Origin of the sequence: Oceanobacillus massiliensis str. N'diop (assembly GCF_000285495.1) — a bacterium.
GTDB lineage: Bacteria > Bacillota > Bacilli > Bacillales > Amphibacillaceae > Oceanobacillus > Oceanobacillus massiliensis.
In genome coordinates, this window is record NZ_HE610976.1 from 409,654 (window position 1) to 433,701 (window position 24,048).

Below are 24,048 nucleotides of genomic sequence, written 5' to 3' on the forward strand. Positions count from 1 at the left end.
AACCGAAGAAAAGCCGGACTGTTCAGCCCGGCTCTGCAAACATCATATTCGATCATTATTCCTGATCGAAACTGTCTGGATTCTTACCTGATCGGTCATTGATATTCAAGCGATTGATTTTTTCCATATCCTCTTCCGTCAGCGAAAAATCAAAAATATCAGCGTTCGCAATGATCCGTTCCTTTGTAACTGATTTGGGAATTGTAATTACATTATTCTGTATGTCCCAGCGTAAGATTACCTGCGCAGCAGATTTTCCGTGTTTCTCAGCAATCTCGGTCAATATTGGTTCATTCAGCAGTTGGCCACGCTTTAACGGTGACCATGCTTCAAGCTGAATATGTTCCTTCTCGCAGAAATCCCGAAGCTCTAGCTGTGCAAGATGCGGATGATATTCGACCTGATTAATTGCAGGCTTCACTTGACTATCCCTCATCAAATCCTCTAGATGATGGGGGTGAAAATTACTTACACCAATTGCCCGCACTTTACCTTCTGCATACAATTTTTCCAGGGCACGCCAGGTCTCCTTATATTTTCCCCTTACCGGCCAATGGACCAGGTAGAGATCCAGGTAATCCATTTTCAGCTTCTTAAGACTGCGGTCAAATGCTTCCAATGTGCTTTCGTATCCCTGTTCATCATTCCATACCTTTGATGTCACAAAAATGTCCTCTCTAGCAATTCCCGATTCTCTAATGCCCTGTCCGACACCCTCTTCATTGTCATAATATGAAGCTGTATCGATGCTCCGGTACCCATTTTGGATAGCAAATTTGACTGCATTAACAACCGTTTCATCATTAGCTGCCTTATACACACCCAGCCCAAAACCAGGCATCATCACTCCATTGTTTAATGTAACCGTATCTTGCAGATGCGTTATCATATCGGACCTCCTAATTATTTATCTAGTACTATCATATAATATTTGGCTGTTTTTAGAAATGATTGAGGTTTAGTGAAATTCAAAGGCTGCGAGAGGCGCGGGGGTTGAGGGCGTGGGTGGCACGGGGCGCGCGGCGCGGACTGTATTTGGCTGGGCGGGCGCGGACTTCCGCACTTGCTCTGTATTTCGCCGGGCGGACAGTATTTGGGTGCATTTGGACAGTATTCCATCCGATTTGGACAGTATTTACCCGTATTCGGACAGTATTTGGCTGGAATCGGACAGTATTTTGCCAAGACCGGACAGTATTCTGGCGAGCAGGAAGTGGCATCCCGCAATTGCTCTGCATTCGGCCACTCGACATTACCTGAACCCAGATAGAAGGTGCTGCCCGTTTCCTGTGAGGTATAGTTAGTTAACTTTTTTTGTTCCTTTCCAGAACATTTCGCGCAGGCGATATTTCTGCAGCTTGCCTGTAGCTGTCTTTGGGAGCTCTTCCACAAATTCAACGGTTTTTGGCGCTTTAAAATGTGCCATATTTTCACGGCAATAGAGGATTATTTCTTCTTCTGTCGGCCGGGCTTCCGGCTGCAGGACAATAATGGCAAGTGGTACCTCTCCCCATTTCTCATCAGGGATTGCAATCACTGCAACTTCTAAAATATCGGGATGTTTATATAATATCCCTTCTACTTCTGTCGAAGAGATATTTTCTCCACCCGATATAATTAAATCTTTAGCACGATCCCGTATTTCTATAAAGCCATCTGGATATGTGACTGCGAGATCGCCTGTATGGAACCAGCCATCCTTGATAGCTGCATTTGTCTTCTCCGGATCCTTATAATATCCTTTCATCACTACATTTCCACGAGTGACAATTTCACCTAGTTCTTCGCCGTTCCACTGTACTTCTTCCCCGTCCTGATGGATAACCTTGGTTTCTCCATTGAAGGCGAGTTAGTTCTATCCCCTGTCTCGCCTTGATTGCTGCCTGCTCATCGGGAGATTTGGTATTGAATTCTTTCTTCCATTCGCAATAAAGAATAAATGGGGATGTTTCGGTTAATCCATAAACATGAATCATGTTCAGTCCTAATATATCCTGTGCCTTATGAATAAGTGCCGCTGCAGGCGGTGAACCGGCCGTTCCCATTCTCGGATTTGTTGCCATCGTCACTTCCCTTGCCCTCGGGTCATTCACAAGCATATTCACCACAGTCGGTGCTCCGCATAATAATGTAATTTTCCTTGTTTCGAACAGATCCAGTATGAAGGAAGAATCCACCTTCCGTAAACAGACATGTGTGCCTCCTGCTGCTGTTATAGCCCAGACACCGCCCCAGCCATTGGCATGGAACATTGGTAATGTATGAAGGTATACATCATCATGCTCCACTCGCATATGATGCATGAAGTTCGCTGCATTAAAGTAATTGCTTCGATGTGTGAGCATAACACCTTTAGGATTCGAGGTTGTTCCACTCGTGTAATTTAGGGTCAAAAGCCGATTCTCATCGATTTGCACCTCCGGAAGCTTAACGTCAGCAGGAGCCTTGGTCAAAAAACCCTCATAATCGATTGCTGTTAAGGAAGTCTTCTGGCCCTCCACCGACACCACAATTATCTCTTCCAATGAGAGGCGATCCCCAATCTCTTCAATCGGCCGAGCGAATTCCTCATCAACAATCAGCATTTTCGCATCACTATGATTGATGATATATTCAAGTTCCTTCCCACTGAGCCGATAATTCAGCGGCACCATTACTGCCCCTAGCTGACAGATGCCATAAAAGCATTCCAGCATATAGTGGGTATTAGGGAGCATGACCGCAACATGATCACCTTCTGTAATGCCCGCTTCCATCAATGATGCCGATAGCCTGTCTGCACGGTTGCCAAATTCCTTATACGTAAATTCCTTTTCCCCATCAATCACCGCCGTTTTATTTGGATAGTATTTTACGGCACGGCGTTTCCAGTCCAGTGGTGTCAAGGGTGAAAACATGTGAACAGCTCCTTCCTATACAATTTATTTCTATTTGCCACCAAAAATTGGCTTTCTTTTTTCAAAAAATGCCTGAATTCCTTCCTTATTGTCTTCCGATTGCAGAAGCAATGTCTGAACGGCCATTTCCTGCATATCATTCGTATCAAAGGTAAGTTCATTCGAGTGATTGACCAGCTGTTTGACAAACCGGTTGGCAAGTGGCGGACCTTCCACAATAAATCTGGCAAATTCTGCTGCCTCTTCTAAGAGATTGCCATCTGCAACCCTATTGACAATCCCTTTCTCATACGCCTCCTGGACAGAAACGGGTTTGCCGGAGGAAATCCACTCTTTCGCTACTGCTGAGGGAAGCTTATCCGACAAAGCCTTAAGAAGTCCAAGATCAGGTATTATCCCTACATTTGTAAAGCTGCTGACGAATTTCGCATTTGTATCTGCCACAATAAAATCTGCTGCAATGGCCAAACTGAACCCTGCCCCTGCTGCAAACCCATGTACAGCGCTTATAACGTATTTATCCAGCTGGCGGATGGTTTGGATAACTGCTAATGCCTGCTTCATATATGTGATAATTTCTGCAGTATTGTTTAGACTGTCTAATGTTTCCAAATCGCCTCCAGAAGAAAAAGCTTTCCCTTCTCCTGTAAAAATAATGGCTCTTATCTCTTCATCCCGGTCCGCATCATGAAATGCATCCAATAATTGATTTGCCATATCTACCGACAATGCATTACGTTTTTCCGGTCTGTTCATCGATATATATGCTATTTTGTTTTGATTCCTTACGTTAACAACTTCTGACATGCCGACACCTCTTTTCCTTTTTCTTTCATTAGCGGGTTGCGAAGTCCTTTTTACCCTTGATTACTTTTTCCTTTGCATGGTTATACTGTTCCAGCAATTCTTCCGTAATTTCAGCGACAGACTGGACTCTTTTGACCCCGCCAACTCCTTGACCCGCTCCCCAGATATCCTTCCATGCACGAATTTCGGGATGTCCAAGCTCAGAAAAATCAATCTTTCCTTTCTCGGGGAGCTGATTTGGGTTGAGCCCTGATTTTACAATGCTTGGAATCAAGTAATTGGCAGGTATGCCGCTGAAAGCAGATGTATAGACAATATCATCAACAGATGAATTGATTGCCGTCATCACATATTCCTCACTGGCATTACTTTCCTTTGCAGTAATGAAATGGGTACCCATATAGGCAAGGTCTGCACCCAATATCTGTGCCGCCAAAATATCCTCTCCCTTGGACATTGCCCCGCCAAGTACTATCGGCCCGTTAAAGAAGCTGCGGATTTCATGGACAAATGCAAATGGATTAAGCGTTCCTCCATGTCCGCCAGCACCGTTAGCAACAAGAATTAAACCATCGCTGCCTTTCTCCAGTGCCTTTTTGGCAAACTTGGTATTGATAACATCAGACAATACGATGCCGCCATAAGCGTGGACAGCTTGAACCACGTAACTGGGATCACCAAGTGACGTAATCACAATCGGTGGTTGATGCTTTTCAATTAATTCCAGATCTTCCTGGAATCGCTTATTGGATTTATGGCTAATGAAATTAATGGCCCATGGTGCGATTCTAGCTTCCGGATTTTCCTTTTGCTTTTGTTTGAGTACCGAATTAATTTCTTCCATCCATTCGTCCAAGATTTCCTTTGTACGGGCATTGAGCGCCGGAAAAGAGCCAATTATCCCAGACTCACAGGCACTGATTACCATATTGGGATTGGATATTAAGAACATCGGTGCCATAATGACAGGTAATTTCATTTGCTGTTTTAAACCGTTTAGCTGCATTTTAGCTTATCTCCTTTTCAAAAATTCGTCTGATAGTTTTCAATCTGATAGTTTTCAAGAAGTATTCATAAAAGACTTCTTTCCATAATCAACCGTGGATGAATCTATTGATCTTTACTCGTGAACTCATTTTTAGAATAATCAGATATGATATGATAAATGAAAACACCGATCACTTTTTCAACCTCAATTGAGCGCAAAATCTCTCCAGATTCCCCATCAAAGAGTCAATCCAGTCTTTCTATTATCGTTGCATTTGCCATTCCATGTCCCTCACACATCGTCTGTAACCCATAGCGCTTACCTGTTCGCTCCAACTCATACAGCATAGTGACCATCAGTCTTGCACCGCTGGCACCGAGCGGGTGACCAAGGGCAATCGCTCCACCATTTGGGTTAAGTTTATTCGGATTGGCTCCAGTTTCCTTCAGCCAGGCAATCGGTACAGATGCAAATGCTTCATTCACCTCAAAAATATCGATAGCATCCATGCTCAATCCAGCTTTTTTCAATACCTTTTCTGTAGCGGCAATTGGCCCTGTCAGCATCAGTGTCGGATCTGAACCTATTACAACTCTGGCCAAAATTTTAAATTTAGGTTTATATCCCAGCTCTTCCGCCTTCTCACGCGACATGATAAGGATTGCCGCTGCACCATCACTGATTTGGCTTGAATTGCCTGCTGTAATTCTTCCATTCTTTAGGAATGCCGGCTTCAGCCCCGCCATTTTTTCCATGGACGAGCCCTCACGCGGCCCTTCATCCTGATTAATTACTGTTTGCGTACCATCAGCACGTATCACTTTTAAGGGAATGATCTCTTTATTAAAGTAGCCTTTCTTCATTGCATGGATGGCTTTCTCATGGCTTTCAATAGAAAAAGCGTCCATTTCTTCACGGCTGATTTCCCATTTTCCGGCGATTCTCTCTGCCGAAATTCCCTGATTGATTATTTCATATTTGGAGGTTAGTTTCTCACTGGGCTTGACCCCTTGCTGATTGGACCCCATCGGCACTCGGGACATATTTTCAATTCCTGCTGCGACAACAATATCCATATCCCCGCTAATAATCGCTTGTGCGGCAAAATGGACGGCCTGCTGACTCGATCCGCATTGTCTATCAATCGTTGTGCCGGGTACCTCGACAGGATAACCCGCAATCAGAGCCGCTTGCCTGCCGATATCAAACGACTGCTCCCCCGTTTGTGTAACACAACCCATAATGACATCCTCGACCAGATTTGCTGCAATTCCAGAACGGTGGATGACTTCTTCTAAAGCCATCGCAGCTAAATCTTCAGCCCGTATTTCACTCAAGGCCCCATTTCTTTTTCCGACCGGCGTCCTTACCGCTTCAACTATGACTGCTTCCCTCATATCTCTTTTCCTCCTATTTACTTAGGATGCATCCGAATCGCTCCGTCCAGCCGAATGGTTTCTCCATTCAGCATCGTATTTTTAATTATACTTTGAACCAATTGGGCATATTCATCCGGCTTACCGGATCTTGATAGAAACGGAGTAATGTTCCCAAGCTCAGCTCTAAACTTTTTTCCAGTTCATAAATACACCCCAACCTTAGTCTATTTTGGTTCCGATATAAGAATGCGCATTAAATAAGCTATGTCCAGCATTGGTTATGCTGGTTCCTTGGCCCATTTTATGGACTGAGTTTAGACCGGCTTATTCATGCCTTCTTCCTATTCGGATAGTCAAAGAAGGTTTACATAAAATAAATCAATAGATTTCTCAAACTGTCTTTTTAGTTTCATAGCTTACTGAAAAGATAAAGCTGATTGCTTTTTATGGGTAGATCCTGCTGATGGATACTTGCTATATTTTGCTGATTTTAAAGTGATGCTATTAATCGAACACGAGGATTTTCAAGGTGATGTTAATGAACTCTTTTTTTCTTAACAGCCTATTTAATGGAGGGACAGATCAATTTCTGCAAGAATATTTTGAAATCGTTTACATTTATTTTAAATAGTAGGAAATGCAATGTCAAGCAGGAATGTGGCAGTTGAGCTTTGATAAGGGAATGCCGCTTCTTTTCACACTTCATCCAAGTTTAATAGATTCTTGCCATTCCAAAAAAATGCAGAGGTTATCCCCTGCATCGGCTTGGCTCATACACATATCCGTTATTTTACCATCCCATATAAACCCTGACCTGAACATAGCCCATTACCATTAAATAAATGACGACTCCGAATTTCCAGTTGAAACCGATCCCATTCTTAAATCCGCTAAGCCCATTTTCACCGCTAAGCATAATGATTGGCATGATCATCGGCGAAAGAAGTATGGAAATGGAACTACCCAAAGTAACTGCCAGCACAATAAGCTCCGGCGGATACGGGAGATATATGGATTCCAGAATTCCGGCAACCAATACCATTACAGTAAGCGGCCCAAGCCCAAAAAATCCCAGAATAATCACCATAAATGGGAGAAAGTACAGGACATTCAAGAACGGGAGTACCTCTTGCAAGGAATAGATACCATCAACTATTAAACTTGCAAACTCAGTATGGCTCAATGCAAAAATAAGAATCCCAGCACCAAGCATGACACATAGCTGATAGGATTGATGAGCCATATCCTTCTGCACATATTTCTTTGCTAAATCAAATAGTTTATTGAGTCGGCGTTTACTGACATAATAGGTTAAAATCCAGACCATAACAACTAAAGGTATCAGAATTAACAATTCGATCTCGACGAAAGAACTCAGGATAAAAATCGACCCGAACAGGGAGACAAAGAGAATCATAAATTCCAAAACTATCCGGTTCATTTGCTTCTTATCTGCAGTGTGGCTGAGCAGTTCTTCTATTTCCGTCTTGAGTCCCGCGGTCAAATCCACCCCATAGCTTTTTTCTTCAAATTTTGAAAAAAGGAGCGCGACCATGATTCCAGCGATAGAGACAAACATTCCTTGGATAATGGAGACGCCAAGCGAGGCACCCATCGATTCCACAACATATGCAAAACTCGGAATGCTCACCACCCACATGACAGAAAGCGAGAATCCCCGAAGGAGAGCCGTCCCTTTAAAATGCTCCCATGCCTCGCCGCTTTCATCTTTTAAAATCATATCCACAAATTGGTACATCATCGATATGGATCCGAATAAGAGGAAATATGCAATAATCTGGGTAAACGAAATCATACCGAAATAAAATTTCCTGCTAGTGTTCAGAAAACGATGCCCAAATCCCATAATTGCTTCGAGAAAGGGCTCTTCCCGCAACACCCAGCTGATCATCGGTACAGTGACAAGCAAACCAATCATATTGCGCATTTCCCGAAAACCATCCATCAGTCCCTCCATAAGATGGGAATCGGAAAAAGTGATGATTAACAGACCGGCAATAAAAAGACCGAATGGCATTTTTATTTTCGGCGGTGTATATAAAATGACTGCAAATAACAAAATCCCCATTCCGCTTATGGACAGGAGATCAAGTAAAAATTCATTTCCGTTAAAGTAGGTAACAAAATGCAATACTGTAAAGGTAATGATCGAGATAGGCAAGCCCCATTGGACGACTTTCTTCATGATAATAGCTCCTAAACGATGTTTTATTTCTTATTTTTTCACAAAATTCACTTCAAGTCTATAGCCATTTCGTTGACATGGGCAAAATGAAAGAAACAGAAAACCGCTTATCGAAGAGGTTCCATAACCTGCATAGATAAACAGTAAACTCCAAAGCCAAAACTTATCTCAAGCTGGGCATGATCATACACTAAAACCGGGAATAGATGATTTTTGCCAGTATAGAACAGTGTCTGCCCCTGGTTTACTGCCTTTAACAGGCAGGAGCAGAGGCAGACACTTCTAACATCACGTTCTTCTTAATCAACCAGCAGAAGGCTAAACACAGGCATAAAGGAGATGATCAATAAGCTGATGACCATCACCAGGACAAATGGGATAATCGCCCTTATCACATGTTCAATCTTGGTATTCGATATGTTTGAAGCAACAAACAGGTTCACACCAACGGGCGGAGTGATAAACCCAATTGCAAGGTTGACAATCATGATGATACCAAAATGGATCAGATCAATTCCGAGCGCAGCTGCAATCGGTGCGAGGATGGGTGTCATTATAATAATTGCTGCAGACGTTTCGATAAACGTACCAATGATCAGCAATAATAAGTTGATGATCAATAACGCGATAATCCAATTATCCGTGATTCCGAGCATAAATTCCGCCAGTTCGCGCGGCACTCTTTCCCTTGTCAAGTAATACCCGAAAACAGATGCCCCAGCAATAATGAACATAATTACCGCACTTGTTACAACCGAGGAAGAAAATATATCCGGGAAATCTTTGATGCTGATTTCCCGGTAAATAAAGATCCCTACGATTAAACCGTAGACTACAGCTACCACAGCAGCCTCTGTAGGAGTGAATACACCACCATATATCCCTCCTAAAATTATGACTGGCATGAGGATAGCTAAGATCGCATCAGCAAAAGCCTTTAGAAGGTCCTTAAAACTAAATATTTCTCCCCCGCCATAGCCCTGTTTAAGAGAGATGATGTAGACCAGAATCATCAGAGAAATTGTCACCATTAATCCTGGAATGATTCCGGCGATAAATAAATCACTGATTGATACGCCTGCAGTCACCCCGTACAGCACAAGCGGAACACTCGGCGGAATCATAACCCCAATTGTCCCCCCTGCTGCCTGTACCGCAGTAGAGAAGCTTTTATCGTAACCTTTTTTCACCATTGCCGGAATAAGGATCGATCCAACGGCTGCCGTTGTCGCTGCTGCCGATCCGGAAATCGCCGCAAAAAAAGCACAGGCTGCAATGGATACGATGGCAAGTCCTCCATTGACCCTTCCGAATATAACATTGGCAAAATGAATCAGCCTTCTTGATATTCCACCACTTTCCATCAGCTTACCTGCAAGGATAAAAAATGGAATAGCGAGCAGCGGGAAGGAGTCGACTGAATTAAACATTCGCTGCATAATGACAACCAATGACACATCACCCTGAATCAGAAAAATAATCGAAGCAGCCATCGCAAGTGCAATTGCAATCGGTACATTTATAAAAAACAGAAGGATCATGATACTAAACAATAGAATCGTCATGCCCGCTGCCTCCCTTCATAGCTTCCAGGAAGTTAGCAAGATGATTAACCGCCAGCAGGAAACCACTAAGCGGAATGACCATATACAGAATCCCCATTGGTATACGAAGAACGGGGGATAGTTGGTTCATCGCACTGTCTGCCAGGTTTAACCCCTGAACAATCATCAGCAGATAAAACAGCAAACATATTAGAAATGCGATTGTCTGCAATCCTTTCTTTCCGGTTGCAGGAAATTTATCTACTATAAATTCTATCCCGATGTGCTGCTTTAATGACATCGCATAGGCTGCCCCAAGGAACGTCAGGACAATCAAACAATAGCGTGCCAATTCCTCTGTCCATGCAAGAGGGTTATGAAGAAAAAATCGGTAGATGACTTGCATAAACGTAGAAGCTACCAAAACAGCCATAATCAGATTAAGAATATGTTTCATACCAAAATTTATGTAATTTACTATACGTAGCACTGTTTCCCACTCCCTATCAAGAATAGAGAAACAGGAGAAAATAACTCTCTCCTGTTTCTCCCTAACTGTAAAACATAATTTTATTTTTGAGCATCCAATATCCTATTTAATAGATCCTGATATTCAACCAGATCATATACCGGTGCTACAGCTTCCTGGAATGGTGCCACATCAACGTCTTCAATAATTTCCATCCCTTGCTCTTTCAATGTTCCAATCGATTCCTTCTCCATCTCAATAATCATGTCACGTTCAACCGCACCCATCCGCTGCCCTTCTTCCAGGACAATTTCCTGCAAATCTTCTGGAAGTTCATCATATGTCTGTTTGCTCATCATAAAGATTGCAACGGAATATACATGACCTGTTAAGCTCATATATTTTTGATTGGCTTCAAACAGACTATATTGGTCTGCAACAATGGCCGGATTTTCCTGGGCATCCACAACCCCCTGCTGAAGGGCTGTCAGTGCTTCAGTCCAGGCCATTGGAGTAGGCTGGGCCCCCAGCTCTTCAAAAGCTGCCAAGTGTATTTCGTTTTCCTGCGTACGAATCTTTACACCATTTAGATCTTCAGGTTTTTCTATTGGATGCGTACTGTTTGTAATGTGCCGGTACCCATTCTCCCCCCACGACATGCCCAAAATCCCTTGTTCTTCCAGTGCACCGAAGAGTTCATCGCCAATTTCACCTTCAAGGATTTTAACAGCGGATTCACGATCATTAAATATAAACGGGGCGTCCAATACAGCCAATTCCGGTACAAAGTTCGTTACAGGTGCAGTAGACGATACAACGATATCCACTGTACCCAATGTCATACCCTCTGTTAATTCGCGCTCTGCCCCAAGCTCACTGTAAGGAAATACTTCAATCTTCACTCTTCCATCGGTTCTTTCTTCCACATTTTCAGCCATTTCCAGCAATGCTAGCTGATAGGGATGATCATCCGGCAATGAGTGCCCTGCCTGTAATGTATATACTTCTTCACCATCTGCATCAGATTCACCGCCACATGCTGCCAAAAGCGAAATTACAGTCAACAGGATAAACAGCATAGCCAATCTCTTTTTCAAATAAATTACCTCCCCATTACCATCTGATTATATAGTTCAGCCAAGTACGCCCATTTTAGATCTTTCCTAAACTATTACTTTAAAATAGCCTAGAGATCCTTACGAAGAATAGCTGCGCTTAGGCAGGCTGCAGCCGACTTCTATTTCACTCAAATAAACCTTTGCTATCCTTCTTTACGATATACATCCGTAAGAAAAGAAAAGCACACAAAATATGATAGCGATTTCAACCTCTCATTTGTTTAAAACATATATTACCTAATATAAAATTGTTTGTAAACAAAATTCTCAGAAAAATTTATTATTTCCGTCAAATAACTTCTATGTTAGATTCTCTTACAAGATTCGGTAGGGGAATATGAGATTATCTCCATCCAAATCGACATTTTTCTACAAAAACCGGGAAGTGACAGGCACCTTAATTTTTAGTATAATGCAAAAATATAGATTGTTTAGAGATTGTACTATTTGAGGAGGGTTGCTGATGCGTATTTCCGAACTGCTGCAAATGCCATTGCTTGAGGATGCCAAATTGGTTACTGGGGATGTTGATAGAACCATCCAAAATGTAAAAATGATGGATGCCCCGGATATCAGTGAATTTCTGCAGAAAAATGACTTGCTGATCACTACTGCCTACCATTTTAAAGACGATATTTCTCTTCTCCTGGAGCTGATCCAGTATATGTCGACGATTGGCTGTGCCGGGATTGGCATTAAGTCAAAGCGATTCCTCAACGAAATCCCTGACGATGCCATTCATCTTGCAAGGGAATATAATTTTCCCCTTATAGATCTGCCAAGCGAAGTCAGTTTAAGTGATGTCGCCAATCAAACACTTAGCATCATTCTCAATATCAGGAACAATGAACTGAGTCATGCCATCCAATCCCATCAGAAGTTCACACAGCATATAATGACAGGGAAAGGAATGAAGCGATTGTTGCAGGAGATTTCAAAAATGGTTTCATACCCTGTGATTTTGCTGGATCCTCATGCAAAGCTTATCAGTGCATCCCATGAGGCTGAAGATATACATCACAAAATGGAATTGCTTCTATTAAACGGTTACCATTTATTTTTACCGAAATCCGAATCCACCTATTTTTCGATCATCCCTAAAGAGAAGCATGACCAATATCAGACCCTGGCTGTTTTCCCTATTTACATGACAGAAAAAAAACGCAGTTTCCTGATCATTTGCGGGAACATGCTGAATGCTGATACTGGCGTTGCTCTGTCCATTAAACAGGCAACCAATGTGATTGCCTTCGAGCTAATAAAGGAAACGGCATTGAAGCAGCAAAAGCAACGGGCAAAAAATGACTTTTTTATCAATTATCTCAATGGGAATTTTTCATCCAGTACAGAGGTTCAAAGCCGTGCAAAGGAGTTTGGCCTTGCCAATGAACAAGCCTATGTATGTGTCGCCGGAAGGATTGATAATGATCTGAAATCACTCAGCTTTGCCAGTCACCAAAGAGAGATGGACACAATATTTGAATTTATTGAGGGGAATTTATTGGATTTGCCTTTTCCATCACATATGTTAAGCAATGACGACATTGTCATTATCTTGCTGGAAGTAAGTGAGGGTACTTCAAAAATATACCCGGCCATTCTTGCAGCATTGACAAGCATGCAGAAAAAGATCTACACACATTTTCAGAAGCATATTTCGTTCGGGGTCAGCAGTGCTGCACCGCATTTTATGGATGTGGAACATGCGTATACAGAAGCATCGGACACATTGCAAAGTGGGATTATTTCTGGGAAATCCGGATTTATCCAAACCTATCAAACCAAAGATGTGACAGATCTGCTGCGTATCATTCCTGTTGAGGAATTAAAGAGGTTTTACGCGTCCACCTTAAAAAACCTTACTGGACCAGCTTCTCATAATGAAAGTTTATTACATACATTATTTGTCTACCTGGAAAACCATTCAAGTATCTCTGAAACCGCCAAGCGGCTGTATATCCATCGAAATACTGTTATTTACCGATTGGAAAAATGTGAAAAATTACTTGAGGGGGAAAGTCTGAGCGACCCGGAAACAACATTTCGTCTCCGGCTTGCACTACGGATCCAGCATAATTTGCAGGGACATATTTAGCTAAACAAATCATGCGGACACTTGCCTCCCCCTCAAGTACACAGGGGAGCCTCCATCTGAAAACCCGAATTCATAACAGATGAGATGGAGGAAATCACCCGTTATAAGGTCAAATGACAATCTGTTTGCCAAGTACGATGAGTGAATGTTGCAGCTAGCAGCTACTGCCATCGTACGCTAACTCCCGCGATAAACCTGATATCCCCACGGAGAAGCAAGCAGCGGAACATGATAATTTGCTGCAGGGTCACTAATACCAAAACGGACAGGCACCTTATCTAAAAAGAGAGGTTCGATCAGGTCAGGGTTTTTCCTGCGAAAATAATCTCCGATATAAAAGATAAGTTCATATACTGCCGCTTCTACATCCGGCTCCATTAAAAGCGGTATATCAAGACGACCATCATGATTTGTCAGACTCGTTTTCAATAATTCCTTTTCAGCAGAGGTCTCCCTCAATATAAATAAATCAACACGAACATCCACTGCCGGAATTCCCTCTGCCAGGTCCAATATATGTGTCGTTAATGCCAAACATATCCCTCTTCCTATTTACTGATTTGCTCTTCCAGACTATCTATATCCTGTAATGCATCCTCCTGTGTTACGGTGAAAATCTGAAAGCCGTATGGCGGTCTTGGCTCAGTATATACCTTACCCTCTGAACCCTCAATGTCTTCCACTACTGTCTCCCACGTACGATTCTGCGATTCAAAGGTAATATCCTTCAGTTGCGGAAAACGATGCAGGATCCGACAGCCAATTTTATAGATAAGATGCTGAATCGAGGCAGTTTCCAGTTCATGGAATACAGAGGCTGCAATATCCTTTATCTGTTCAGCCGCAGCATACAAATTCGGGTCTTCTCCATATGCCTGTTCCGCGTCCGCATATCGCCAGTATATATTTAAGTAAATGAATAATGGCCTGTTGCCGTCTTCCGGCAATGTTGTATATTCATCACGGACAAACCCAACAAAAGAATTCCCTTTCACTTTAATCAGCTGAAGTCCAGTAATGCCGCTTTTTTGATCTCTCATTTCGATTGTTTCTCCATAGCGTTTCATTGCAACAGATGCCTCTGCACACTCGTTTCTCGAATGGTCAAAAACAAGCGGGCTTTCCTTCAATCCTTGTTCTGTTATAGCTTTCACCGATTTAAAAGGCACTTCCTTCCCAGTCATTTGAATACTCTCAAAGTGGGGATATCTTTCCAGAAAAGATTTGGACACATAGGAAACGAAACCCTCTATGGTTGATCCATCATAACTGCCAAGATGCCTTTGAATAAAGTTTTTCATCGAGTCCGTCGCCACGACCTTTGAATTGTCTCCCTCAGCAAAGGATGGAAGAAGCTCTTCGCCGCCGACCGAGACACTGACATTGATTCCAAAAATAATATTATTTCTCCCGGCAAAATCCGATTCTGGTATTTTCCTTATACCTGAAAGCGGCTTTAAATAGGTTCGATATGCAAAGACATCTTTTTTTCCATAAAACATTGCTCTTTCATTTGTATGATTGATCATAAGTATTCTCCTCCCTGATTTTATCCTGCAAACGGTAGAAAGCTATTTGATGAATTTCCAGAAGAGCCGTTTCAAATTCTTCAGTTGATGAATGCCTGATACGCTTTTCCATCGCCTGATAGATTGTATTTTTATCTTTTCCTTTTACAGCGATTATGAATGGGAAATCAAATTGGTCCATATAAAGTTGATTCATAGCCCTGAACTTCTCCAATTCTTCTGGAGAAAGATCATTCAATCCAGCACCTTGCTGCTCTTCCTGAGATTTCACACTCATTTCCATGGAATCCCCCAGATTGGGATGTGCTCGTATCAGTTCTAGCTTTTTCCCTTTTGTTTCGCCTTGGACTACTTTAGCCATTGACTGATGAAGCGAATCAATCGACTTAAATGGCCTAGAATCAGCTGCCCCTGCAGCAACCCATGCTGCGCGCTCATAAATCTCACCAAGTGTATCAATAAAATCCTGTTCGCTCATTTGATTTAATAATTGCAAATTCACCAAGCAAGCATACCCCCTTCACTTGATGTTAAGTTACCTTACATTATATGATAAACACAACCCTTTTAATTGTCATTATTCAAAATATACAAATTTTTAAATGCGCATTGGGTAAGTTATCTAAGGAATGTAGTTAGTTTCGTTGATGAATTGGTTGTTTTGTACAAATATTTCCATAAAAAACTACATTTTAAACAATGTCATCCAGCCATTGATTTAGTACTATAAAGGATATTCATTATTTTTAAAATTGAAAATAAATGACTTCCTTGGGAGGTATATTTAATGAGTATGGATTTTTCACCATTCCCTAACACTCTTGAGATGGTCCAATGGCTAAGCAAATTTGGGCAGACAAAGAACGACGGGGTTACACGCTTACTTTACACTTCCTCCTGGCTGGAGGCACAGGAAGCATTGAAAACTTTCATGGAAAAATCCGGGTTCCAAGCCTATTATGATAATGTGGGGAATTTATTCGGACGGGTAGAAGGCAAGGATAAAACGGCTCCCATTATATTAACAGGATCCCATGTGGATACCGTGGTGGATGGCGGCAAATTCGATGGCGCCTATGGTGTGATTGCGAGCCTGATTGCAGTACAAAGATTATTCAAAAAGTACGGCGAACCCAAGCATACAATGGAAGTAGTTTCCTTATGCGAAGAAGAAGGCAGCAGATTTCCGATTTCCTACTGGGGATCTCGGAATATAACGGGTGAATACACGTTGGATGACGCCGCTGCAGTCAGAGATGAAGATGGGGTCTCCTTATTGGAGGCAATGAAAATTTCCGGATTTAGCCCAGAGCATTACAAGCCTACTTCCAGAACAGACATTGGCTGCTTTGTTGAAATACACATTGAACAAGGCAGCATTCTCGAAAAAGCCGCAAAATCAATTGGGCTTGTCAGCCATATAGTTGGACAGAAACGTTTCACAATCACAGTACAAGGGGAGAGCAATCACGCGGGTACAACCCCCATGCATGACCGGAAAGATGCATTGTCGATTGCAGCAGGACTAATTGCACATATTACCGAGAAGGCAGGAAAGGCAGATCCCGGCCTCCGTGCAACCGTTGGCAGTATTACAGCCAGTCCAAATGTATCGAACGTTATCGCCGGAAAAACCGAATTTTCACTGGACGTCCGCCACCATGATACAGCATACTTGGAACAATTCTGCGATGAGCTGTTCCGCTATTTCAAGGACATAGCTGGCAAGTCAGGAACAATGATAAATGTAAGACAATGGTTTCAAGCTGATTCGGTAAAAATGGATGAGAATCTATTGAATATAGCCCGACTCACTGCCAGCGAAAAAGGTATCTCCCATCATGAATTAACTAGCGGTGCCGGCCATGATTCCCAAGTTTTTGGAAGCTTCTGTCCAACCGCTCTCTTGTTTGTTCCAAGTGTGGATGGCATCAGTCATTCACCACTGGAACAGACACTTAACAAGGATTTGGAAAAAGGTGTTGAATTGCTGACTGCATTTCTATATAAGCTAGCCTATCAGGGAGGAGAGATATGATGACCTATAGAGAACTAAGTACACCGAGCCGAACAATCATGACACCCGGCCCAGTAGAAGTGGACCCGCGAGTTCTCCGGGCTATGGGAACACCTATACTTGGGCAATTTGATCCAGCCTTCACAACCATTATGGACCGGGTCATGCAGATGCTTCGAAAGGTATTCCAAACGAAGAATGATTGGGCATTCCCGGTCGATGGCACGTCAAGATCGGGAGTGGAAGCACTGCTTTGCAGCATTATTGAACCGGGAGATAAAGTACTCATTCCCATTTACGGCAGATTCGGTCATTTGCTCCTGGAAATCTGTGAAAGATATGGTGCGGACGTGCATACGATGGAATGCCCCTGGGGGGAGGTATTCTCCCCTTCTGACATCATTCAGGAAATGAAAAAGATTTCACCAAAAATCACAGCCATTGTCCACGGTGAAACCTCAACCGGCCAGATGCAGTCCCTCGAGGAAATCGGCAGGGCATGCCGGGAACAGGATATATTATTTATTGTTGATGCCGTCGCTTCCATTGGCGGCACTCCTGTCAGAGCTGATGAATGGTACCTTGATGGCGTTGTCGGGGGCACTCAGAAATGTTTGTCCGTTCCATCCGGTATGGCGCCGATAACTTATAATAACAGGATTGAAAAAGTCATTGCCGCGAGAAAAAAAGTGGAGAAAGGAATTGAGACGGAAGCAGATCGCAGACAGACTGGCCGCAGACCTTTCATTAAGAGCAATTACTTTGATATTAGTATGCTGCAGGATTATTGGGGGCCTAGAAGGCTCAACCACCATACAGAAGCAACCACGATGCTCTATGCACTCCATGAAGGCTTGCGGATTGTACTGGAAGAAGGGCTGGAGGAACGGTTCTTGCGCCATAAGCGGCATGAACAGGCACTGATTTCCGGAATTAAAGCAATGGGTTTATCGATCTTCGGAAACGAGGCTTCCAAGCTGCCGACAGTCACCTGTGTACTAATCCCCCCCGGAGTGGATGGGGAATCTGTCAGAAAGATGCTGCTTAATGAATTTGGAATTGAAATCGCCAGTTCATTTGGCCCGCTTCAGGGGAAAATTTGGCGAATCGGAACAATGGGATACAGCTGCCGAAAAGAAAATATCTTGTTTGCATTAGCTGCACTTGAGGCCGTATTAATCAGGCATCATGTACCCGTAAAGATCGGCAAGGCACTCCAGGCAGCAATGGATGAATACGAGGCACAGGAAAAAGAGGCCCTAGTAAACTAATCATAGAAAGGAAAGGAAAGGAAAGGAAAGGAGAGATGATTGATGGAACATTTTGATACCATTATTAAAAATGGAAATGTTGTGCTGCCAACCGGTGTCAGAAAGCTGGATATCGGGGTCACCAATGGAAAATTTTCAGCAGTGGAAAAAGATTTGCAAAACAAGGCAGATCGCGTCATCCATGCCGATAATCATTACATCTTTCCAGGTGCCATTGATATCCATGTCCATTTCAATGAACCGGGACATGAAGACTGGGAAGGGTTCCATACCGGATCGGCGATGTTGGGTGCCGGCGGCTGCACCACTTACTTCGATATGCCGCTTAATGGTATACCTTCCACTGTTACAGTCGATGCATTGAAACAAAAGGCAGAAATAGCAGAAAATAAATCATTAATCGACTTCGGGCTCTGGGGAGGGCTTGTCCCAGGAAATCTGGAGGAGATTCACCATCTTGCCCAAAAAGGTGTTATCGGCTTTAAAGCCTTTCTCTCTCCAAGCGGAAATGAAGCGTTTGAACATGTGGATGATGCCATATTGCTGAAAGGCATGAAGCGGATTGCAGAAACTGGAAAAATTCTTGCACTACATTCTGAAAGCACTGCAATCATAAAATTTTTGGAAGGGGAAATCACGGGAGATGATGCCGCTTCTTTCGCCGCTACCAGACCAATAGAAGCAGAAGCAGAAGCTGTGCAGCGTGCACTCTCCTTTGCCAAGATAACCAATTGCCCACTTCACTTTGTACATATCAGCAGTGCTCAATCTGTCCAGATCATTACAAAAGCAAAACAGCAGGGAATGGATGTTACACTCGAAACCTGCCCCCATTATTTGCTATGTACCATGTCAGATCTGGAAACAAAAGGAGCAGCAGCAAAATGCGCCCCGCCATTGCGCGATGAACGAGAAAACAGGAGACTGATAGAATCACTACTGGAAGACAAAATCGATATGATTACTTCCGACCACTCACCATGTCCGCCAGAACTGAAAGACCCAGCTAATTTCAGCTTAAGGAAAGCCTGGGGAGGAATCAATGGCGGACAATTCACGTTATTGTCCATGATTGAATTGGCGATAAAACATGATATTCCTTTTGAACGTATTGCAAAGTGGACCGCATCTAATCCGGCAAAACGGTTTCATTTAGCTGATAAAGGAGAGATACGTGTCGGGATGGATGCAGATTTAGCCATTATCTCCTTGGATCAAGCACATACTGTAACTGCAGAAAACCTATTTTCCAGACATAAACAAAGCCTTTACATGGATCATACATTTCCCTGCAGGATAATTGGAACAATAAACCGTGGAACACCCATCTATCAAGCTGACAAAGATACCAAAAATACAGGAAAAGGAAAATGGCTGCGAGGATAGAATGGCAGATACTCTAACAACAAGGCTCAGGCAATCTATTATTGCTTGAGCCTCTGATGCCTTACTTCACTTCTTTGCAGCGATTGTCTCAAATATCTTCTCGACCAGCATCAATAAACGTCGATCCTGATTACGGTTAGCGATTATCGACAGTCCGACTGGCATTCCATCGATTTCAGCAGCCGGGATGGTTACTTGCGGTAATCCGGCCAATCCGGCAATACAAGTAAGCTGCATAGTCTTATTTCGGCGTTCCTCCAGCTCTTTGCTTGCCAAATTCAATTTTGGTGCAGTTCCAGGAGTAGTTGGGATGACAAAGACACCATTGTTTCCCAATTCCTCTGCAAGCGTCTTCCAGAGTTCTTTCCTTAATTCGAATTCCTTCTCAGCGCCATCCTTATTCAATGTACTCGCCCATTCAAAACGGGCGGCAATATCCGGACCAAACGCAGGTCGTGTCTGCCTGATCCACTTGCCGTGCTCCTGCCAGATTTCTATTCCTTGTATATATCTGAATGCATTCGCCCAATCACTTAAACTCGCAGATGCTATCGATTTACTTCCAAGCTTTTCAAAAATCGGTGTAAATGCCGATAATACGTTACTTGTATCTTCATCCAAAAACTCCCATGCCTGCTTCAAGAAAATAAATTCGGTTTTCCCCGCATCATTTTGATCCGCTTCATCAAGGAGTGCATTGCCAACTTTGCGCATAATGGCTGGACTGCGGGCCATCCAGCCAATCGTATCAAAGCTTTGTGCCAGAGGAATTACTCCTTCCATTGACATTGCACCATGTGTTGGCCGGAAACCGAAGATACCGCAATAGGCGGAAGGGATCCGAACTGAACCGCCTGTATCTGTACCTAAAGCAAAATCAACCGATCCACCTGATACCGCTACAGCTGAACCACTTGATGAGCCGCCAGGAATCCGGTCCGGCGCTTTCGGATTTACTGGTGTCCCGTAATGATAATTTTCACCATTTAAGCTATACATAATCTCGTCGGTATGTGTGACACCATGCAGCCTCGCACCATGCTGCAGAAGCCTCTCAATCACTGGTGCATGGCGGCCAGCCTCGTCATGTGATGCCAGCCAATCCGGATTGCCGGCACCATTGGTATGCCCCTTTATTGCGATAACATCTTTCACAGAAAAAGTTAACCCATCCAACAGGGAATGCCCACTTGGATCAACTGTAAGGTCTTTGTTTACATATGCATGGTAAAGGTCCTTCATTTACACCCTCCTAATAGTTAATCAATATACCGATCATTTTAACCAATGAATAAATCCCTATATCTGCTTCCGATTAATTTTCTGGCAGGAACTCTGTTGTAAATATTTCATTCGGGTCAAATTCCTCATCCAGCATTTCCAGTTCCAGCAGCTGGTCAATCAACAGCTGCCAGCGTTCTTCAGTCATATAGCCAACACCATTCTGTTCGGCTTCTCCTCCAAAGATAAATTCACGCTGGGTCTCCTCTTCAAATTCCAATGCTTCCAGTTCAATCTCTGGATTAGCTTCATTAATGACTTCATGAATCGTATCCGGTGAATCCTGGTAGCTATACCAACCATCCAAATAGGAATCGACAAAACGTTTAACCGTTTCCTCATTTTCTTCGATATATTCTTTTGTTGTAAATAGAACAATATTGTATGGGTCATAACCGGACTCAGAGATTAACAGTGTTTCCGTTGCTATACCTTCAAGCTCCATGAAATACGGTTCAGAGGTAACAAACGATTGGCTGACAACTTCCGGATCCTGCATAAAGATAGAATATTCACCGCTATAGGACAGCTCTTCAACCCCGCTTAAATCATAGCTGTTTTTTAAATATTGCCAGTACGGGATACCGGGTTGTATGAAAGCCTGTCTTCCATTTAAATCACTGAAATCCTCCACTCCATGACCTTCATGGAACATTAGGGCCTGGGGACTGCCTTGCATTGTCGCCGCCACAGAAACAAGTTCGATTCCCTCGTTTCTTGCCATTACCAATTGATCTGCGTGCGCAAGGCCAAACTCTGCTTTTCCAGAAGCAACGATTTGGATAGGCGAAACTTGCGGACCACCAGGCTCCAACGTTACATCAAGACCATTCTCCTCATAGATCCCATTTTCCTGTGCTGCATATGCACCACCATGCTGACTTTTAGGAAACCAGTTTAAAACCAATTTAACGGAATCATTGAATTCACCGTCTTCAGTTGCGCCATTGCTTTCCTGCCCACTGCATGCTCCAAGTAATACAACTATGGTTAAACAGAGGCATATGATTTTCGCTTTAACATTCGAATGCCCTAACATTTTTCAACCTCCAAATTTTTATTTTTCTTGTTTCATAGCTGATTCATGCCAGGACTTGAGCATGAGATGCGAAAATAGACTTATAAGCAGATAGAATCCTATCCCTAATATGGCAGCAGCAATTCCACAAGCGAATAAATATGGAGTTTTTACCTGAATGGCGGCAACCGTTATAGAATATCCCAATCCACCCCTTCCACCGCCGATCCCTGCAACATATTCACCAACAATCGCACCGATAATCGATAATGTACAGGATACCTTTAACCCGGCCATGATGAACGGCATTGCTGCCGGGATTCTCAGCTTCCACATCTTTTGCCATTTGGAAGCATTATATAAAGTAAATAACTCATCCATATTTTTATCGACTGAATTTAATCCCATTAAGGTATTGGAAATGATCGGAAAAAATCCGACGAGAAAAGACAGGATGACAATGGAATTCAATCCCGCTCCAAACCAAATGACTACAATCGGAGCTACGGCAACAACAGGAATCGTTTGTAAAACGATCGCATATGGATAAATGCTCTTTTCCAGAACTTTTGAGCTCGCTAAAAGGATGGTAATACCAATTCCCAGAACAGCACTCAGGAAAAATCCAATTACAGATTCCAATATCGTTATTTGAACGGCAGGCCATAGCAATGCCCAATCTTCAACCGCTGCATTCACAACGTCTATAGGCGTGGGCAGAATATAGTGTTCCAGCCCAAGCACAGTCGGAAGGATTTGCCATATAGCAATGAAAAGGATAAAAGCAATGATAGGACCAAGAAGGTTCCCTTTGAAAATAAGCCATAATCGATTCTGCTCCTTCTCAACGTCGTTAACTACAGTTGTTTGCTTGGTCACTTCCGCTGTTTGCATCGTCATTTATCCCAGCTCCCTTCCGATTGATCCATTTTCCAGATGATTTGATGCTGTTTCAACATATTTCATAAACTCGTTCGAAGTTCGGATACTCAATTCACGAGGCCGCGGAAGATCGACGTCTATCAACGCCGACAATCTGCCTGGGCCAGCAGTCATAACAGCGATGCGCGATGAAAGCAATGCCGCTTCATAGACATTATGTGTTACAAAAAGGATAGTTGTTTTCTCCCTTTCCCATATATGCAGAAGATCCATTTGCAAGGTTTGTCTTGTCATTTCATCCAACGCTCCAAAAGGTTCATCCATAAGCAGCATTTTAGGCTTGGCAGCCAAGGCACGTGCAATCGATACTCTCATCTTCATCCCGCCCGACAGCTGCCTTGGATAGGACTTCAGATGGCCCTTCAATCCCACCTTTTCAAGGACATCAATCGCTTTATCTCTGCTTTCCTGTTTATTTTCTCCCCTCAGCTCAAGCGGAAGGACGACATTGTCCAAAACATTTCGCCATGGCAGCAAGTTAGCATCCTGGAAAACAAAAGCAACATCATTCGTATTGCTTATTACCTCTTTCGGCTGTTCATTAAAGACCTGCACTTCACCTTCAGACGCCTTCTCAAGACCGGCAACCATGCGTAATGCTGTCGATTTTCCGCATCCGGAAGGGCCAAGAAAACTGATAAACTCACCATCTTTCACTTCCAGATCAAAATTCTGCAATGCCATTATCTTCTTGTTGAAGATTTTGCTGACACGTCTAAATGAAACGACTGTTTCTTCGGTTGTATGCATCGTTATCTTCCTTTCCAGAACAATTTTAAAACCGTTAGCTGCATGCTTGTAAAACTTCATCACGCAATAATTCAGATTATTTTTATTTTTATCCATACTAATTTATAAGCTCACAAATGTCATTAGTTAATATCGATGAACTTCTAATGGCAATTTGTACAAAATATATAATCAGATGTTAGTAATCTTCACATAAGAAGATTCGTTATGTTTATCATACGGTTACTAGCTTTCGTGCGGGACCGCCTTGCCTTATGTTGCAGGTGATTATGTGCGAGAGCTGTCTCTTCACTTAATTAATTAGCGTTATCCTGCGAAAAAATGATTATTATTTTAAAAAGCACAAAAGAA

20 protein-coding genes and 2 pseudogenes are annotated in these 24,048 nt (G+C 42.9%); 5 read left to right on the forward strand and 17 right to left on the reverse strand.

Annotation, left to right across the window (positions count from 1 at the left end; all coding sequences use genetic code 11):
- Positions 1 to 55: 55 nt before the first annotated feature.
- Entirely contained in the window at positions 56 to 889 is an 834-nt protein-coding gene (locus OMHG_RS02145; RefSeq protein ID WP_010647928.1) for an aldo/keto reductase, read from the reverse strand.
- A gap of 204 nt (positions 890 to 1,093) precedes the next feature.
- Here OMHG_RS02145 and OMHG_RS18180 point away from each other — a divergent pair, with 204 nt between their 5' ends.
- Positions 1,094 to 1,270, forward strand: a complete 177-nt coding sequence (locus tag OMHG_RS18180) for a hypothetical protein (RefSeq protein WP_154648213.1) — start codon at positions 1,094 to 1,096, stop codon at positions 1,268 to 1,270.
- A gap of 30 nt (positions 1,271 to 1,300) precedes the next feature.
- Here OMHG_RS18180 and OMHG_RS02150 read toward each other — a convergent pair.
- The 9 genes and pseudogenes from OMHG_RS02150 to OMHG_RS02185 all read right to left on the reverse strand — a co-directional run bounded on the left by OMHG_RS02150 (position 1,301) and on the right by OMHG_RS02185 (position 11,387).
- Positions 1,301 to 2,897 (reverse strand): annotated as a pseudogene (locus OMHG_RS02150) (long-chain-fatty-acid--CoA ligase).
- Between the two features lie 30 nt (positions 2,898 to 2,927).
- Positions 2,928 to 3,704, reverse strand: a complete 777-nt coding sequence (locus OMHG_RS02155; protein ID WP_010647929.1) for an enoyl-CoA hydratase/isomerase family protein — start codon at positions 3,702 to 3,704, stop codon at positions 2,928 to 2,930.
- A 28-nt stretch (positions 3,705 to 3,732) separates the two neighbouring features.
- Complete coding sequence (locus tag OMHG_RS02160) at positions 3,733 to 4,710, reverse strand: NAD(P)H-dependent flavin oxidoreductase (protein ID WP_010647930.1); 978 nt, start codon at positions 4,708 to 4,710, stop codon at positions 3,733 to 3,735.
- Between the two features lie 227 nt (positions 4,711 to 4,937).
- On the reverse strand, positions 4,938 to 6,089 hold the full coding sequence (locus tag OMHG_RS02165) for a thiolase family protein (protein WP_010647931.1): 1,152 nt from the start codon (positions 6,087 to 6,089) through the stop codon (positions 4,938 to 4,940).
- Positions 6,090 to 6,106: 17 nt separating this feature from the next.
- A pseudogene (locus OMHG_RS18895) lies at positions 6,107 to 6,256 on the reverse strand (3-hydroxyacyl-CoA dehydrogenase); the annotation flags it as partial.
- A 605-nt stretch (positions 6,257 to 6,861) separates the two neighbouring features.
- The gene (locus OMHG_RS02170) at positions 6,862 to 8,277 is read right to left on the reverse strand and encodes a hypothetical protein (protein ID WP_010647932.1); all 1,416 of its coding nucleotides are present in this window, start codon (positions 8,275 to 8,277) and stop codon (positions 6,862 to 6,864) included.
- A 299-nt stretch (positions 8,278 to 8,576) separates the two neighbouring features.
- The gene (locus tag OMHG_RS02175) at positions 8,577 to 9,842 is read right to left on the reverse strand and encodes a TRAP transporter large permease (protein WP_010647933.1); all 1,266 of its coding nucleotides are present in this window, start codon (positions 9,840 to 9,842) and stop codon (positions 8,577 to 8,579) included.
- Complete coding sequence (locus OMHG_RS02180) at positions 9,823 to 10,278, reverse strand: TRAP transporter small permease (RefSeq protein WP_237566125.1); 456 nt, start codon at positions 10,276 to 10,278, stop codon at positions 9,823 to 9,825. Before OMHG_RS02180 ends, OMHG_RS02175 begins: the two co-directional genes overlap by 20 nt.
- Positions 10,279 to 10,391: 113 nt before the next feature.
- Positions 10,392 to 11,387 carry a TRAP transporter substrate-binding protein gene (locus tag OMHG_RS02185; RefSeq protein WP_010647935.1) on the reverse strand — a complete coding sequence of 332 codons (996 nt, stop codon included), beginning with the start codon at positions 11,385 to 11,387 and terminating at the stop codon, positions 10,392 to 10,394.
- Positions 11,388 to 11,871: 484 nt separating this feature from the next.
- Here OMHG_RS02185 and OMHG_RS02190 point away from each other — a divergent pair, with 484 nt between their 5' ends.
- Positions 11,872 to 13,503: a PucR family transcriptional regulator gene (locus OMHG_RS02190; protein ID WP_010647936.1), complete on the forward strand. Its 1,632-nt coding sequence runs from the start codon at positions 11,872 to 11,874 to the stop codon at positions 13,501 to 13,503.
- A gap of 177 nt (positions 13,504 to 13,680) precedes the next feature.
- Here OMHG_RS02190 and uraH read toward each other — a convergent pair whose 3' ends face one another.
- From uraH to uraD, 3 genes are read right to left on the reverse strand one after another with little or no spacing between them, the layout of a single operon-like run.
- The gene (gene uraH, locus OMHG_RS02195; RefSeq protein ID WP_010647937.1) at positions 13,681 to 14,037 is read right to left on the reverse strand and encodes a hydroxyisourate hydrolase; all 357 of its coding nucleotides are present in this window, start codon (positions 14,035 to 14,037) and stop codon (positions 13,681 to 13,683) included.
- A 14-nt stretch (positions 14,038 to 14,051) separates the two neighbouring features.
- Positions 14,052 to 15,032, reverse strand: a complete 981-nt coding sequence (pucL, locus tag OMHG_RS02200) for a factor-independent urate hydroxylase (protein ID WP_010647938.1) — start codon at positions 15,030 to 15,032, stop codon at positions 14,052 to 14,054.
- Complete coding sequence (uraD, locus tag OMHG_RS18900; protein ID WP_237566143.1) at positions 15,013 to 15,534, reverse strand: 2-oxo-4-hydroxy-4-carboxy-5-ureidoimidazoline decarboxylase; 522 nt, start codon at positions 15,532 to 15,534, stop codon at positions 15,013 to 15,015. Before uraD ends, pucL begins: the two co-directional genes overlap by 20 nt.
- Before the next feature lie 285 nt (positions 15,535 to 15,819).
- On the opposite strand from uraD, the gene OMHG_RS02210 reads away from it, so the two are divergent.
- Genes OMHG_RS02210 through allB form a run of 3 tightly spaced genes read left to right on the forward strand, consistent with a single transcriptional unit; the run spans position 15,820 to position 19,706 of the window.
- Positions 15,820 to 17,070, forward strand: coding sequence for a Zn-dependent hydrolase (locus tag OMHG_RS02210; protein ID WP_010647940.1), 1,251 nt, complete (start codon positions 15,820 to 15,822; stop codon positions 17,068 to 17,070).
- Entirely contained in the window at positions 17,070 to 18,320 is a 1,251-nt protein-coding gene (locus OMHG_RS02215) for a pyridoxal-phosphate-dependent aminotransferase family protein (RefSeq protein WP_010647941.1), read from the forward strand. The genes OMHG_RS02210 and OMHG_RS02215 overlap by 1 nt, the downstream gene beginning before the upstream one ends.
- A 42-nt stretch (positions 18,321 to 18,362) precedes the next feature.
- Positions 18,363 to 19,706 carry an allantoinase AllB gene (gene allB / locus OMHG_RS02220; RefSeq protein ID WP_010647942.1) on the forward strand — a complete coding sequence of 448 codons (1,344 nt, stop codon included), beginning with the start codon at positions 18,363 to 18,365 and terminating at the stop codon, positions 19,704 to 19,706.
- 66 nt (positions 19,707 to 19,772) lie between these two features.
- Here the strand turns inward: allB and OMHG_RS02225 are convergent, their stop codons facing one another.
- The 4 genes from OMHG_RS02225 to OMHG_RS02240 all read right to left on the reverse strand — a co-directional run bounded on the left by OMHG_RS02225 (position 19,773) and on the right by OMHG_RS02240 (position 23,757).
- Positions 19,773 to 20,948: an amidase gene (locus OMHG_RS02225; protein WP_010647943.1), complete on the reverse strand. Its 1,176-nt coding sequence runs from the start codon at positions 20,946 to 20,948 to the stop codon at positions 19,773 to 19,775.
- A 73-nt stretch (positions 20,949 to 21,021) separates the two neighbouring features.
- Positions 21,022 to 22,026, reverse strand: coding sequence for an ABC transporter substrate-binding protein (locus OMHG_RS02230; protein ID WP_010647944.1), 1,005 nt, complete (start codon positions 22,024 to 22,026; stop codon positions 21,022 to 21,024).
- An 18-nt stretch (positions 22,027 to 22,044) separates the two neighbouring features.
- Entirely contained in the window at positions 22,045 to 22,905 is an 861-nt protein-coding gene (locus OMHG_RS02235; RefSeq protein WP_010647945.1) for an ABC transporter permease, read from the reverse strand.
- A complete protein-coding gene (locus OMHG_RS02240; RefSeq protein ID WP_044476740.1) occupies positions 22,906 to 23,757 on the reverse strand; it encodes an ABC transporter ATP-binding protein in 852 nt (283 codons plus the stop codon).
- Positions 23,758 to 24,048 lie beyond the last annotated feature (291 nt).

Excerpts from the sequence above, each read along its gene's own strand:
- OMHG_RS02165 (WP_010647931.1), bottom strand. The coding sequence starts at position 6,089 with ATGAGGGAAGCAGTCATAGTTGAAGCGGTAAGGACGCCGGTCGGAAAA.
- OMHG_RS02210 (WP_010647940.1), top strand. The coding sequence starts at position 15,820 with ATGAGTATGGATTTTTCACCATTCCCTAACACTCTTGAGATGGTCCAA.
- pucL (WP_010647938.1), bottom strand. The coding sequence starts at position 15,032 with ATGATCAATCATACAAATGAAAGAGCAATGTTTTATGGAAAAAAAGAT.
- OMHG_RS02190 (WP_010647936.1), top strand. The coding sequence starts at position 11,872 with ATGCGTATTTCCGAACTGCTGCAAATGCCATTGCTTGAGGATGCCAAA.
- OMHG_RS02170 (WP_010647932.1), bottom strand. The coding sequence starts at position 8,277 with ATGAAGAAAGTCGTCCAATGGGGCTTGCCTATCTCGATCATTACCTTT.
- OMHG_RS02240 (WP_044476740.1), bottom strand. The coding sequence starts at position 23,757 with ATGAAGTTTTACAAGCATGCAGCTAACGGTTTTAAAATTGTTCTGGAA.
- OMHG_RS02160 (WP_010647930.1), bottom strand. The coding sequence starts at position 4,710 with ATGCAGCTAAACGGTTTAAAACAGCAAATGAAATTACCTGTCATTATG.
- OMHG_RS02175 (WP_010647933.1), bottom strand. The coding sequence starts at position 9,842 with ATGACGATTCTATTGTTTAGTATCATGATCCTTCTGTTTTTTATAAAT.
- OMHG_RS02235 (WP_010647945.1), bottom strand. The coding sequence starts at position 22,905 with ATGACGATGCAAACAGCGGAAGTGACCAAGCAAACAACTGTAGTTAAC.
- OMHG_RS02180 (WP_237566125.1), bottom strand. The coding sequence starts at position 10,278 with ATGAAACATATTCTTAATCTGATTATGGCTGTTTTGGTAGCTTCTACG.
- allB (WP_010647942.1), top strand. The coding sequence starts at position 18,363 with ATGGAACATTTTGATACCATTATTAAAAATGGAAATGTTGTGCTGCCA.
- OMHG_RS02215 (WP_010647941.1), top strand. The coding sequence starts at position 17,070 with ATGACCTATAGAGAACTAAGTACACCGAGCCGAACAATCATGACACCC.
- OMHG_RS02145 (WP_010647928.1), bottom strand. The coding sequence starts at position 889 with ATGATAACGCATCTGCAAGATACGGTTACATTAAACAATGGAGTGATG.
- OMHG_RS02225 (WP_010647943.1), bottom strand. The coding sequence starts at position 20,948 with ATGAAGGACCTTTACCATGCATATGTAAACAAAGACCTTACAGTTGAT.
- OMHG_RS02230 (WP_010647944.1), bottom strand. The coding sequence starts at position 22,026 with ATGTTAGGGCATTCGAATGTTAAAGCGAAAATCATATGCCTCTGTTTA.
- OMHG_RS02155 (WP_010647929.1), bottom strand. The coding sequence starts at position 3,704 with ATGTCAGAAGTTGTTAACGTAAGGAATCAAAACAAAATAGCATATATA.